This is a genomic window from Candidatus Palauibacter scopulicola, from assembly GCF_947581915.1.
GTDB lineage: Bacteria > Gemmatimonadota > Gemmatimonadetes > Palauibacterales > Palauibacteraceae > Palauibacter > Palauibacter scopulicola.
The window spans coordinates 88,341-102,070 of record NZ_CANPWG010000010.1; the positions used below are offsets into that span (position 1 = coordinate 88,341).

General features: G+C 70.7%; 11 protein-coding genes. 3 read left to right on the plus strand and 8 right to left on the minus strand.

The genetic code is table 11. The features are described 5' to 3' along the window. Positions 1-8: 8 nt before the first annotated feature. From RN743_RS02165 to RN743_RS02175, 3 genes are read right to left on the minus strand one after another with little or no spacing between them, the layout of a single operon-like run. Entirely contained in the window at positions 9-1,979 is a 1,971-nt protein-coding gene (locus tag RN743_RS02165; RefSeq protein WP_310775785.1) for an amidase family protein, read from the minus strand. A 13-nt stretch (positions 1,980-1,992) separates the two neighbouring features. Next, complete coding sequence (locus tag RN743_RS02170; RefSeq protein WP_310775787.1) at positions 1,993-2,463, minus strand: PaaI family thioesterase; 471 nt, start codon at positions 2,461-2,463, stop codon at positions 1,993-1,995. Next, positions 2,460-4,049: a 4-coumarate--CoA ligase family protein gene (locus RN743_RS02175; protein WP_310775789.1), complete on the minus strand. Its 1,590-nt coding sequence runs from the start codon at positions 4,047-4,049 to the stop codon at positions 2,460-2,462. Before RN743_RS02175 ends, RN743_RS02170 begins: the two co-directional genes overlap by 4 nt. A 121-nt stretch (positions 4,050-4,170) precedes the next feature. On the opposite strand from RN743_RS02175, the gene RN743_RS02180 reads away from it, so the two are divergent. Genes RN743_RS02180 through RN743_RS02190 form a run of 3 tightly spaced genes read left to right on the plus strand, consistent with a single transcriptional unit; the run spans position 4,171 to position 6,040 of the window. Beyond that, a complete protein-coding gene (locus RN743_RS02180) occupies positions 4,171-4,968 on the plus strand; it encodes an SURF1 family protein (RefSeq protein ID WP_310775791.1) in 798 nt (265 codons plus the stop codon). Beyond that, positions 4,965-5,258, plus strand: coding sequence for a hypothetical protein (locus tag RN743_RS02185; RefSeq protein WP_310775793.1), 294 nt, complete (start codon positions 4,965-4,967; stop codon positions 5,256-5,258). The genes RN743_RS02180 and RN743_RS02185 overlap by 4 nt, the downstream gene beginning before the upstream one ends. A 17-nt stretch (positions 5,259-5,275) precedes the next feature. Further along, the gene (locus RN743_RS02190; protein ID WP_310775795.1) at positions 5,276-6,040 is read left to right on the plus strand and encodes a VOC family protein; all 765 of its coding nucleotides are present in this window, start codon (positions 5,276-5,278) and stop codon (positions 6,038-6,040) included. A 26-nt stretch (positions 6,041-6,066) separates the two neighbouring features. Here RN743_RS02190 and RN743_RS02195 read toward each other — a convergent pair whose 3' ends face one another. The 5 genes from RN743_RS02195 to RN743_RS02215 all read right to left on the minus strand — a co-directional run bounded on the left by RN743_RS02195 (position 6,067) and on the right by RN743_RS02215 (position 13,719). Then, positions 6,067-6,684 carry a hypothetical protein gene (locus tag RN743_RS02195; protein ID WP_310775797.1) on the minus strand — a complete coding sequence of 206 codons (618 nt, stop codon included), beginning with the start codon at positions 6,682-6,684 and terminating at the stop codon, positions 6,067-6,069. Beyond that, positions 6,684-7,658: a flotillin-like protein FloA gene (gene floA / locus RN743_RS02200; protein WP_343218915.1), complete on the minus strand. Its 975-nt coding sequence runs from the start codon at positions 7,656-7,658 to the stop codon at positions 6,684-6,686. The genes RN743_RS02195 and floA overlap by 1 nt, the downstream gene beginning before the upstream one ends. Positions 7,659-7,668: 10 nt before the next feature. Beyond that, on the minus strand, positions 7,669-9,099 hold the full coding sequence (locus RN743_RS02205; protein WP_310775801.1) for an NfeD family protein: 1,431 nt from the start codon (positions 9,097-9,099) through the stop codon (positions 7,669-7,671). Positions 9,100-9,170: 71 nt separating this feature from the next. Beyond that, on the minus strand, positions 9,171-12,470 hold the full coding sequence (locus RN743_RS02210) for a hypothetical protein (protein WP_310775803.1): 3,300 nt from the start codon (positions 12,468-12,470) through the stop codon (positions 9,171-9,173). A gap of 112 nt (positions 12,471-12,582) precedes the next feature. Continuing rightward, positions 12,583-13,719 carry an alpha/beta hydrolase gene (locus tag RN743_RS02215; RefSeq protein ID WP_310775805.1) on the minus strand — a complete coding sequence of 379 codons (1,137 nt, stop codon included), beginning with the start codon at positions 13,717-13,719 and terminating at the stop codon, positions 12,583-12,585. Positions 13,720-13,730 lie beyond the last annotated feature (11 nt).

Here is a 13,730-nt window from a genome sequence, read left to right on the forward strand (position 1 = left end):
TCTGCCCCTCAGCCCTCCGGGGCGAGCACGAGCCGGACGGCGCCGCGCGGGCGGTCGGCGGTGTAGAGCGCGAGTTCGATCCGCCCCGCGAGGAGGTCGTCGAGGTCGGCGGCGCTCAGCGTCAGCGTGCCCTCGGCCGATGCGTGGCCCGGGCCGGAGAGACGACGCACGACCGCGTTCGGCCGCGTTCCGCTGCCCCGGCGCTGGAGCACGATCGCGTGGGCGTCCGCCGGCCCGAGGCCGGACGTGGAGATGAGGTAGCGCAGCGTGCCGCGCGGCAGGTCGAGGCTGAAACTGCCGTGGAGCCGAGGGGCGGCGGGCCGCCCGGCCCACCCGCCGTCGCCGACGACGCTGAAGCGGATCGGTTCCGGCGCGCGGCCGTCCACGAGCGGGGGCGTGCGGGGTGGCGCGCGGCGCGGCTCGATCGCCCGTTCGAGCGCGTACGCGAACGAGACCAGGCGCGCATCGTCGAACGGGCGGCCGATCAGCTCGACGCCGGTCGGCATCCCGGTCCGCGTGAAACCCGCGGGCGCGCTGATCGCCGGGAGCCCGCTGTGCGCGGCCAACTGGCACGTCCCTCCGACCGGCGGTGAGCCGATCCGCGCGGGATCGCGCCGCAGCGTCGGGTAGGCGATCGCGTCGAGCCGCTCCGCGTCCATGAACGCCACGATCGCTTCCCGCAGCGCGGCCTGCCGTTCCAGCGCCTCGGCGTAGGCCGCCTCGTCGCGCGGGCCCGCCTCGCTGCGCCGCCGGAATGTGCCGTCGAGCTGCTCGTGGTGCAGTCCCAGTTCCACGATTTCCCCGAGCGACGCCACCGGCCCACCGCCGGCCGCGGCCAGGTACTCGGCGAGATCCACGGCGAATTCGTGCCCGATCACGCCCGTGTTCGCGAGCAGCGAGTCCTGCTCGGGGATCTCGATGTCGACGATCTCCGCCCCCGCCGCAGCCATCGCGTCGAGGGCGGCCCGAACCGCCGCCGTGACCGGAGCTTCCGCGCCCGAATCCGACAGCCACTCCGTCAGAGCCCCGATGCGCGTCCCCGCCAGCGCCCCCGCGTCGAGCGCCGCGCGGAAGCCGACGGGCTCCCGGCCGCGCATGGCCTCCGTGGCCGGATCCGCCGCATCCGCGCCCACCGTCGCGTCGAGGGCGATCGCGAGATCCACGACGGAGCGCGCCAGCGGCCCGCCCGTATCCTGCGTGTGCGAGAGCGGGATGAGCCCGTCGATGCTCGACAACCCCTTCGTCGGCCGCAGCCCGACGAGGTTGTGGACCGACGACGGGATGCGAATCGAGCCGCACGTGTCCGACCCCCACCCCACGGCGCCGAAGCTCGCCGCCACCGCGGCGCCCGTCCCGCCGGAGGAGCCGCCGGGGTTCCGCGCCGGATCGTACGGGTTCCGCGTCTGCCCGCCGAGCGAGCTGATGCTCGTGATCCCCGCCGCCAGCTCGTGCATGTTCGTCTTGGCGAGGATGATCGCCCCCGCCTCGCGCAGCTTCCGCACCTGGAAGGCGTCGTCCGGCGGCGTCCACCCCGCGAGCGCGACCGTCGACCCGGCCGTGGGCATGTCGAAGGTGTCGTAGTTGTCCTTGAGAAGGATGGGGATCCCGTGCAGCGGCCCCCGCACCCGCCCCGACGCGCGCTCCGCGTCGAGCCGCCGCGCCTGCTCCCTCGCCGTGGGATGGAGACGGATGATCGCGTTGAGCGTCGGCCCCGCCCGGTCGTACGCCGCGATCCGGGCCAGGTAGGCGTCCACCAGCTCGGTCGAGCTCACCCGGCCCGACTCGAGCGCCGCCTGAAGCTCGGGGATCGAAGCCTCCCATACCTCGAACGGCGCCGACCCGGCGGCGTCCACGGCCTGGGCGGAGAGCCGTGCCCCCGACGCGACGGCCGCCAACACGAGACCCCACGCGATGTGGGGGCGGAACCCAGGGCGGCGGACGGCGAGGCGATGGACAACGGGACCCCGGGTGCTGAGCATGCGAGCGACCGCCTTATCGGTTTCCATGTGCCAGATGCGCTTCCTCGATGGCCACGAAGACCCCCGAGCACGTGGCCGTGCACTCGCCGCCGGACAGCAGTTCGGCTTCGACCACGACCTTGCGCTCACCGGCCTCGGCGATCCGCGCTCGAAGTTGCACCGGGGCGTCCGGCGGGGTCGGCTTCCGGAGCCGGACCGTGTATTCGGCCGTCACCGTGACGGGCGGATGGTCCAGGCCGCGTGCACGCATGAAGTAGTGTGCGGCGCACCAGTTACACTGGCAGTCGAGCAGCGTCCCGATGATCCCTCCGTTGAGGATGCCCGGGAACGACCGGTGATTCGGCCCGGGCGTCCATTCGGCCACCACCTCGTGGCCCTCGCCCGCCGCGGGGAAGCTGCGCAGCCGGAGCCCCTCCGGATTCGCCGGGCCGCAGCCGAAACAGATCGACTCGGGCGCGTACTTTTCCTGCAGCGCCTCACTCACGACGCCGCGGCCCGCTCGCGCTCCACGAGGAACCGCCGGAGAATCTTGCCCGACGCCGACTTCGGGATCTCCTCGAGGAATTCCACGGCGCGGACCTTCTTCTGCGGAGCCACGCGCTCGGCCACGTACCGCATGATCTCCTCGCCGGTCACGTCTCCCGCCCGCACGACACAGGCCTTCGGGATCTCTCCCGCCTCCTCATCCGCCACGGGAATGACGGCGACATCGGCCACGGCCGGATGGGAGAGGAGGAGGTCCTCGAGTTCGGCGGGGGCCACCTGGTAGCCCTTGTACTTGATAAGTTCCTTGGCCCGGTCGACGATCGTCACATACCCGTCTTCGTCGGCGCGCCCCACGTCACCCGTGTGCAGCCAGCCCTCGGCATCGACCGTGTCGGCGGTAGCCTCGGGGTTCCCGAGATATCCCTTCATCACCTGGGGGCCGCGGACCCACAGCTCCCCTTCCCCGCCGGGTCCCAGCGCTTCTCCGGATTCAAGATCGACGATCTTCATCTCGGTGCTCGGGATCGTCGGCCCGATCGTTCCGATCTTGTCCGCATCGACAGTCTCGCCGAAACAGACGTGCGTCACGGGACTCGCCTCCGTGAGGCCGTAACCCTGGAACACGCGGCACCCGATCCGGTCCTGGCAGGCGAGGGCGATCTCCTCTCCGAGCGGGGCCGCCCCGGACATGATCCAGTTCACGGACGAGAGGTCGTAGCCGTCGACCGCGGGGTGCTTGGCGAGGCCGAGCAGGATGGGCGGCACGAGATAGAGGCTCGTGGCCCGGTACTGCTGAATCGCCCCGAGGAACTCCTCGAGATCGAAGCGGGGCATGGTGACGACGGTCGCGCCCGCCTTCAGGGCGCCGCTCATGACGACGACCATCCCGTAGATGTGAAAGAAGGGGAGGACGGCGAGCACTACGTCGTCGGCGTTCACGAGGCCGACGGCGCTGAACTGCTCGATGTTCGCGACGAGGTTCCGGTGCGTGAGCATCACGCCCTTCGAAACGCCCGTCGTGCCGCTCGAATACGGGAGCGTGAGAAGATCCTCGGCGGGATTGAGGATGCCCGCCGATTCCGCAGCCGTCGGCATCCCATCCTTCATCCCGTCTGCAGCGAGGTCGGCGAAGGCGGTGGCGCCAGCGGCCTCGCCGAAGACGAAGATCTCTTCGATACCCGTTCGCGCCGCGACCGTGTGCGCCCTCTCGAGGAGCGGAGGGACGGTGATGAACCAGCGAGCGGCGGAATCGTTCAACTGGGAGACGAGTTCGTCATCCGTGCTGAGAGGGTTCAGCGTCGTGCTGCAGCCGCCGGCCATGCCGGCCGCGAGGAACGCCGTCGCGTACTCGGGCACGTTCGGGCTGCAGATGGCGACCACGCCTCCCCGCCCCAGCCCGCGGGACGCGAGGCCCCGCGCCGCGGCGCGCGCCTGATCCCGGAGTTGACCGTAGGTCACCACCCGGCCGCTCGGTCCTTCGATGAACGCGGGCTTGTCCCGGCGATCCCCGAGGGAACCCAGGAGATAATCGGAGAACGACTGGTCCGGGACGACGATCGGGGGGTGGGGGCTCTGGAAGATCATCGCGGGAAGATCGGCGCATCGGCGGCGGCGCGGCAAGGCGGCCGCAAACCCTCGCGCGGCTGCGCCCGCCTCCGCGAGCGGATAGACTCGTGGGCCAGGTGAATCGGACCCGGGGCATAGAGTGACATTCAACCGCAAAATCCTTCTGTGTGTCGTGGCCCTCGCCCTGGGTGCGCTCTTCATCCGCCTCGGGTTCTGGCAACTCGACCGGCATGGCGAACGGAGCGCCGGGGTGCGCGCGCGCGCGGAGCGCGCCGTCGCCCCACGGCTCGAGTGGCTCGGCCCCGGCGACGTGCCTCCCGACACGGCGGGCCTCATCGGCCGCCGCGCGCGGCTCGCCGGCCGGTGGGACCGGGAGGGCGAAGTCATCCTCCGGAGCCGCACCCTGGACGGGCGGGCCGGCGCGGAGGTGCTAACCCCCTTCCTGGTCGGCGGCGACGCCGGGCAGGTCGTGATGGTCCTGCGCGGCTGGCTGCCGGCGCCCGACGGCCTCCGCCCCGACCTCGCGTCCGGGTGGTCGGATCCTCCCGGCCCGGCGGAAGACCCCGCCAACCCTCGGAGGGAAGCCCTACCCCCCGCCACGGTCCAGGGGGTCTTCGTGTCCTCGCGGGACGGGCGCGGCGGACAGCCGCTCCGGGCCGAGATCGCCGGCGCGCGGCACCTCGCGATCGCGGGGCTCGACCTCGCCTTGATCCGGGAGCAGACCGCCCTCGCACCCACGCCCCATGTCCTGCGCGCGGACGATCCTCCCCCGGGCGCCACCCTGCGTCCGGCCCGCGCGCTCGAGACGGATGCCGGCCCACATCTGTCCTACGCAATCCAGTGGTTCGCGTTCGCGGTCATCGGTCTGGGCGGGACCGCGATCCTTCTCCGCTCCTCATCCGACGGGACGTCCCCATCCGAAAGGAAGCGACCGTGAGCCATCGAAAATTCTCCGACCGCCGGGGAAACCGCTGGGAAGTACGCGTGGCCTCCCGGTCCGAATGGCGGTTCGAGCCGCTGCCGGGAAACCCGGGCACGCCGCACCGCGTATGTCCCCCACTCTACGCCGGAGACGACCCGTTCGAGCTCAGCGAGCAGGAACTCCAGTCCATACTCGGCACCGCGACGCCGGAGACGAGGACCGACCGCGGCACTCCGCGCGCTTCGCCCTTCGGGGACTACGAACCGCGCCGGAAGAAATCACCTTTCCTCGACGACCATGACTGAACCCCAGGAGGCACGCGATGTCTGAAACGCCGCTCGGCCGCTTCTGCTGGTACGAGCTTCTCACCACGGACCTCGAAGGCGCGCAGGACTTCTACCGGAAGATCGTCGGTTGGGAGACTGGCGCCTGGCAGGGCGAAGGCCCGGAGTACATCACCTGGAACAACAACGGCACACCCGTCGGCGGCGTGATGCAGTTGCCGGCCGACGCCCTCGCGGGGGGAGCCCCGGCCCACTGGATGCCCTACCTGTCGACGCCGGACGTGGACGCGACGGTGGCGCAGGCGGAGCGGCTGGGGGGCGGCACGATCCACCGCATGGAGATCCCCGAAGTCGGCCAGATCGCGGTCCTCAGGGATCCCGGCGGCGCGGTGTTCACGGCCTACCAGCCCTCCGGCGACACGCCCGGGCACGACGGAGAGCCGGCCCTCGGAGAGTTCTCCTGGCACGAACTGGTCGCCGGCGACATCGAGGCGGCGTGGTCGTTCTACGCCGACCTGTTCGGGTGGGAGAAGACGACGGCGATGGACATGGGCGAGGCCGGCATCTACCAGATGTACGGGCGCGACGGCAAGGAACTGGGCGGCATGATGAACCGAAGCGACGACATGCCGCCGCCGTGCTGGGGGCTCTACATCCTCGTGTCCGACGTGCACGCCTCGGCAGAGTTGGTGAAGGAGCTGGGCGGATCGGTCGTCATCGGGCCGATGGAAGTCCCCGGCGGCGAGTTCATCCTGCAGGGCATCGACCCGCAGGGAGCCGCCTTCGCCCTGCACAGCCGGTAAGCCGAACGGGCCTCGGCCCGGCGGAGTCAGACGTTCCGGTCGTCGGACAGACCCGGCGGCCGGCCCAGGATCTCGGAGAGGATCACGGCCCGCGCGAGCGAGGGGTAGCGCTCGAGACGTTCCAGCGGGCCACCGTGGCGGGTGGAGGCACGCCGGCTTGCCGTGGCGGGCCCGTGCGGTTCACGGAGCGCACTCGCCGCCGGGCGCCCGGGCGGCGGCCGCCGCGGGCGTTCACGCACCGGAGGCGCCGGCGCCGGTGCGCTCGCCACCGGGCGGGGAGCGGGTGCCGGAGCCGGCCGGATGAACGGAGGAGGCTCGGGGGCCTCCTCCGGGTCCCGGTGGCCCACCATGCTGCCCGGCCGGCCCTCGTCCGCGGCCTGTTGCATCTGCTGCTCGAGCTGGCGGCCCATCTCCTGCAGTTGTTCGCGCAGCGTCGGACGCCGCGCCGGAGGCGGCGCCTCCACTCCGGCGGGCTCGGCGGCCCGAACCAGCGACGGCTCGGCTTCGAACTCCGGCGCCGCCCCCGCCTGCTCGAGCGCCTGTTCCTGCCGCTGGCGGTTCTTCTTCATCGCGGCACCGATGCTGCGCACCCAGAGGAAGATCATCAGCAGGATCAGGGGCAGCGCCCCTTCGAGATCGGGCATCAGCCGTCCTTGTCGCTCTCGGGCGGCTTCGCGATGGACCTCCGCATCTGCGTATCGCTCTGAATGTTGCGGTACTTCATGTAGTCCATGATCCCGAGGTTGCCCTCACGGAACGCCTCGGCCATCGCGAGGGGGACTTCCGCCTCCGCCTTCACGACTTCGGCCTGCATCTGCTCGACGAGCGCCCGGTTCTCCTGCTCCGACGCGACCGCCATCGCGCGCCGCTCCTCGGCCTTCGCCTGCGCGATCCGCTTGTCCGCTTCCGCCTGGTCCGTCTGCAGTTCCGCCCCGATGTTCTTCCCCACATCGACGTCGGCGATGTCGATGGAGAGAATCTCGAACGCGGTCCCGGAGTCGAGTCCCTTGGCGAGCACGGTCTTCGAGATGTTGTCCGGGTTCTCGAGCACGGCCTTGTGCGACGACGCCGACCCGATCGTCGACACGATGCCTTCGCCGACGCGCGCCAGGATCGTCTCCTCCCCCGCGCCGCCGACGAGGCGGTTGATGTTGGCCCGCACCGTCACGCGCGCCGTCGCGATGAGCTGGATCCCGTCCTTCGCCATCGCGGCGACCTTCGGCGTCTGGATGACCCGCGGGTTGACGGACACCTGCACCGCGTCGAGCACGTCCCGCCCCGCGAGGTCGATGGCGGCCGCCTGCCGGAACGGCAGTTCGATCTGCGCCTTGTCCGCCGAGATGAGCGCGTTCACCACGCGCTCGACGTCGCCTCCCGCCAGGAAGTGCGACTCCAGTTCGTTCGTGTGGAGAGGGAGACCCGCCTTGTAGGAACTGATGAGGGGATAGACGATCCGCGGCGGAGGGATCTTCCGCAGTCGCATCCCCACCAGGCTTCCGAGGCCCACCCGGACCCCCGACGCGATCGCCGTGACCCAGAGCCGGATCGGCACGATCCAGGACAGAATGAGCACGCCGAGCGCGATGGCGATGAGGATGATGATGCTGGTTCCCGCCAGTGGTTCCATATCAGGCCTCGTTCCTGTGTTCGGATTCGGGAGACTGCTTGGCGCGGCGCACGAGCACCCGCCCGCTCGCCACTTCCAGTACGCGAATCGGGGTCCCGGCCTCGAGCCAGGGACCCTCGGTCACGACGTGGATGCGCTCATCGTTGATGATCGCGACCCCGGTGGGCCGCAGGTCGGTCGACGTGACGCCGAGTCCGCCGACCAGGTCCTCGCGCGGAGGCACCGAGAGGTATCCGGTCTCGCGGCTCGTCGAGTCGCGGAGGAAGAGTCCGGAGAATCGGTTGCTGCGGGGGAGGTGCCGCACCAGCGCCCACCCGGCGACGCCGACCAGAATGATCGACAGGGCGACGAGTCCCGCCGCGTTGAACACCTGGTCGAAGGTCGGCACCTGGCCGACCATGCCCATGACGGCCGCCCCGAGTACCGCGACCGTCCCCAGGATCCCGGCGATGCCGAAGCCGGGGATGACGAGCACTTCGAGCGCGATCAGCACGGCGCCCGCGCCGAAGAGGAGGATCTCCTCGATGCCGGCGAGGTGGACGAGATGGTGCGCGCCGAAGAAGGCGGCCAGCGAGGCGAGTCCGACCGCGCCCGCCACGCCGAAACTCGGCGTCCGCACCTCCACGATGAGTCCGAGAAAGCCGAGGCTCAGGAGGAGAGGCGCGACCGCCGGGTTCGTCAGGAAGCGGACGATCGCCTCCGCCCAGTTCGGCTGGACTTCCCGCACCGGGGCGGCCGGAAGCCTCATGACCTCCAGCAGTTCGATGAGATCCCGCACCTCGGCGTCCGCGACGCCGATCGCGGTGGCCTCGTCCGTCGTGAGGGTGAGCAGGCGGCCGGCTTCGCTCACGCCGGGGACCTCGATGCTCTCGTCGACCATCGCCTCCGCGATCAGCGGATCGAGCCCCCGCTCCTCGGCCAGCGCCCGGAACTCCGAGCGCATCGCGCTCACCATCTTCTCCGGGGCCTTCTCGCCCTCGCCGGTGACCGGCGTGGCCGCGCCGATGGTGGAGCCCGGCCGCATGTAGATCCGGTCCGTCGCCAGCGCGATCATCGCGCCCGCCGAGAGGGCGCGGCGGTTCACGTAGGCGTAGGTCGGGACCTCCGCGTCGCGCAGGTCGTCGATGATCTTCCACGCCGCGTCGACCCGTCCGCCGGGCGTGTCGAGTTCGATGATCACGGCGGGCGCCCCGGATTCGGCGGCTTCCGAGAGCGCGCGAGCCACGAAGGGGGCCACGCCGAGTTCGATCGTGCCGGAGATCGGCACCCGGACGACCGTCGCGGCGGACTGCGCCGACTGCGCGACCGGCGTGGATCGCGCGAAGACGCCTCCGAGTCCCGGCGGCACGGGCCCGCCCGACGCGGACGCCGCCACCACCGCCAGCCCGAGGGCGAGCAGCGGCGCCGGCAACCCCGTCATGGGTGATTTCATCGCGTGTCTCGTCGTGTATCTCATGGCCGCAATCTATCGGTGCCCGGAGTCGGCCGCCCGTCGACCGCCCGTCAGCCGCCCGGCCGGTCCGGCAGCGGAATCGGCTCGCCCGCGGACGGCCGCACGCCTTCCGCGTACAGTTGCGCGTTCAGCGCCGGCACGCGCGTCTCGATGAGCGCGTTGAGCCGGTCCAGCAGCTCCGGCATCACGTTCCACACCTCGTCGACCTGCCACAGGTGATCCGCGGTCGGCACCGTCGAGGAACCCTGGATGGCGTTCGCGACACCCGCGTTCCTGCGCGCGTCCCCCAACTCGTCGCGGATCTCCTCGATCTCCTCCTCGATCGCATCCAACTCCTCCCCCAACCCCTCCGGAGCCTCGTCCGCGCTCTCGATCAGGTCCTCCGCCGCGGACAGTTGCTCCTCGAGTGCTCCGAGGGCCTGCCCCGCCTCGTAGATCGGGCCCGCCATGGCGTGGAGGCTCACGAGCGCCTCCTGCCGCGCCATCCGGTCCGCCCGGCTCATCGGTCGCCTCGGCTCCGCGACGACCTCGACCGTGGCGGAGAACGTCTCGCCCCCCGCTTCCATGCTCACCGTGTACCAGCCCGGAAGGACGATCGGTCCCTGCGGCGCGCCGCCGAAGAAGAAGCCGCCGCCGCCCCCGCCCGGCCCGCCGCCCTCTGGCTCGTACGGCCGGTCATGGCGCCAGTCCCAGATCACTTCGTTGACGCCGACCTCCGCGGGCGCCTCCAGCGTACGTACGTGTACACCCGAGGCGTCGCTGATCTTCAATGAGAAGGAGTCCGCGCCGCCGTCCCCGTCGTCGCCCGCGTCTCCATCGTCCGCACCGTCGCCGTCTTCGTCCCCTTCCCCGTCATCTCCGTCGCCGTCGTCATCGCCCGCGTCCTCCCCTTCGTCTTCGTCCGCGGCCATCTCCTCGGCCGGGGCATCCCGCAGGTAGTAGCGGATCCGGGCGCCGCGGGGCGGGTTCGGCGCGCTGTACGTGGCGCCGTAGAAGGGCCAGTCCCCCTTCTCCGTCCACATGATCGAACGGTCGCCGAACACACGTCCCGCCTCCGCCAGCATCCCCTCGGAAAGCGCCTCCAGAGGCGCCACGTCGGCCAGGATCCAGGCGCTGCGCCCGTGCGTGCCGACGATGAGGTCGTTCTCGCGCGGGTGCACGAGGAGGTCGTCCACCGGGACCGTGGGCAGGTTGTTCTTGAGCTGGACCCAGCTTTCGCCGCGGTCCACGGAGACGAAGACGCCGACCTCGTTCCCGATGAAGAGGAGGTTCGGCGCCCGGTGGTGTTCGACGATCACGTTCACCGACCACAGGTCCGGCAGCCCGTTCGCGATCGCCCGCCAGCTCTGACCGTAGTCCTCGCTTACGTAGGCGTAGGGCGCGTAGTCGCCGTTGCGGTGCCCGTCGAAGGTGGCGTACACGCGCCCCTCCACGTGGTGCGACGGCTCCACCCGGCTCACATAGGTCCGCTCGGGGAGGCCCGGGATGCGGTCGGCGACGTTCTCCCACGTCTCCCCGTCGTCGCGCGACACCTGCAGGTTTCCGTCGTCCGTCCCCGCGTAGATCAGCCCGCGCGCGAGCGGCGACTCCTCCACCGAGGTCAGGTTCCCGTAGGTGGCGATCCCGTCGTTGAGCGACATCTGCGGCTCGGAGCCGGCGACGCCCATGATCTCCAACTCCTCGCGGTCGATCTGCTTCGTGAGATCGAGCCCCCCGACCTCCTCCCACGACATCCCGTAGTCCCGCGAGCGCAGCAGGTAGTTCGCGCCCAGGTAGACGGTGGCCGGATCGTGCGGCGAGAGCAGGAGCGGCGAGTTCCAGTTGTAGCGGTAGGCCTTCGTCGTGTCGCCGTCCGCCCGCGGCCCGACGATGGGGCGCATGGGAATCTTCTCCCCCGTCGTCAGGTCGTAGCGGTTCATGTTCCCGCCCTGCGACTCGGAGTAGACGATCGTCGAGTCCGTCGGGTCCACGATCGTGAAGAAGCCGTCGCCGTACGCCGTCTCGTACCAGTCCTGGTGCCGGATGCCGTGAAAGGAGCGCGTGTTCGAGGGCCCGCACCACGCGTCGTTGTCCTGCAGCCCGCCGCACACCGCGTAGGGCGTCCGCATGTCGTAGCCGATGGTGTAGAACTGGCCGAGCGCGATGTTGTCGAACATGCGCCAGTGCGCGGCTCCATCCCACGAGGCCGCGACCCCGCCGTCGCTGCCCAGGATCAGGTGGTCCGGGTCCTCCGGGTTGATCCACAGCTGGTGGTGGTCGACGTGGATCTGCACGGCGCCGTCGTTGCGGAACGTCCGTCCCCCGTCATCCGAAATCGAGAGCTGCGTGCCGAGCACGTAGATGCGGTCGGGGTTGCTCGGGTCGATGCGGACCTGGGAGTAGTACATCGGCCGCGGGTTGGTGTCCGACACCTTCTCCCACGTCTCGCCGCGGTCCGTGGAGCGGAAGAGTCCGCCCTGGCGGGGACCGCCGCCTCCGCCGCCGAAGCCCTGGCCGGGCCGCCGCGGATCCGCCTCGACGAGCGCGTAGACGAGGTTGCCGTCCTGTCGGTAGATGTCGATCCCGATGCGGCCCTTGTCGCCCGCCGGCAGTCCTTCCGTCAGTTCCGTCCAGGTGTCGCCGCCGTCCACCGTACGGTAGAGGCCGCTCCCGGGGCCTCCTCCGTTGAACCCCCAGCCCGTCCGCTGCCGCTGGTACATCGCCGCGAAGATCGTGTTCGGGTCGGCGGGATCCATGGCCAGGTCGATGGCTCCGGTGTGGTCGTCGACGTACAGCACCTTCTCCCACGACTCCCCGCCATCGGTCGTGCGAAAGACGCCCCGCTCGGAGTTCGAACCCCATAGATCTCCCATCGCGGCCACATGGACGACGTCGGGGTTGCGTGGATGGATGAGGATGCGGGCGACATGCTTCGTCGCCTCAAGCCCCATGTGCATCCACGTGTTCCCGCCGTCCGTCGACTTGTAGACGCCGTTCCCCCACGGGGAGGACTGGCGGTTCTGCGGCTCGCCCGTCCCCACCCACACGAGGTTCGGGTTCGCCTGGTGGAGCGTCACGTCCCCGATCGAACTCGTCGGCTGATCATCGAACAGCGGGGTCCACGACGTGCCGTGGTTCTCCGTCTTCCACAGCCCTCCGCTCGCGGTGCCGATGTAGAAGATCTGCGGTTTCGCTTCGACGACATCGAGGTCGGCGATCCGTCCCCCCATGAGGGCCGGGCCGATCTCCCGGTACTCCAGATGGGAGATGGCCGTCTCGAGGGCGGACTGGGCGGCTGCGGCCGTCGCGCCGGTCGTGGCGCCGAAGAGGAGACCGGCCGCGGAGAGCGCAAGAACTCGGGCTGCTTTCATGATACTGCCTCGGAAACGGGGAGATGACGGGGCTTCCGCCCGCAAACTGCACCGCAGAAATGCCCGCGCAATACGCCGCGGTTCCGCGCGGGTGGCGCGATCCGGGACCGGATCAGAACGGCGCCCGTCCGCCCGCAAGCGGAAGGACTTCCTCCACCAGGGCCAGGAGCAGTCGGCCCGGCTCCTCGAACATGAGCATGTGCGAGCTGCGCTCGAAGGTCACGAAGCGCTTATGGGGCGCCTCCATGCGGTCGAAGTAGTCTCTGGCGCTTTGGTAGGGCGTGTGCAGATCGAACCGTCCGTGGAGGATGACGACCGGCACCTCGAAGCGCTGCACGAGCCGCGCCGGCCGGGGCGCCGGGGCCCGGTCGATGAGGTGGCGTTCGGCCCACGCCATGGCCGGCTGCATGTTCGCCACGTCGGCCGCCGTGTACTCCGGCCCCCATTCGGGAAGCGCGAAGTACAGGTCGAAGGTCGGCTTCCCGTACCAGCCGCCGTCGTACTCCCGGGCCCACCTGCGGGTGGCGAGCAGCTTGTCGACCGCGCCGGGGCCCGCGGCGGGAGGATAAGGCCGGAGCGCTTCCAGTTCGCGGATCGCGGTCGTGTCGTTCGCCGCGCGGACGCGCTCCATGAGCGTCGCGTACAGCTGGCGTTCGGCGTCGGGGCCGGCCGCCTGCCCGAGCCCGACGTAGGCGTGGAAGCGCTCGGGATGCCGTTCGACGAGCCGGGGCCCGATCCGCGTCCCGTAGGAGTAGCCGAGGACGACGAGCTTCTCGTGGCCGAGTCTCGCGAGCAGGTGCTCGACGACCGCCGCCGCGTCGTCCACGAGTTGATCGAGGGTCATCGTCGGCCCCAGCCTGGCGGAATCCGCCGCGGAGAAGCTCTTTCCCACGCCCCGCCGGTCCCAGTTCACGACCGTGAAGAAATCCTCCCACGGCTTCTGGTACGCCCAGCTCGCCCCCATCACCGGGCTGCCGGGCCCCCCGTGGAGCACGAGAAGGATCGGGTTGGCGCGGTTCAGCCCGCGGATCGACAGCCACTGGGTCGACCCGTTGACCTCGATGGGCTCGAGAACCTCGATCCCTTCGGGCGTGTGGATGCGGCGAAGGTCGGCCAGGCGACCGGTGATCGAGTCCCTGGGGATGGCGTCGGCGGCCGCGCTTCGGGCGGCGGCGCTCTGCGCGTGGGCGCCCCCCGGCACGCCGAGGAAGGCGATGGCCAGGATGACGCTGGTCTTCGAGTGGCGCATGCTGATATCCC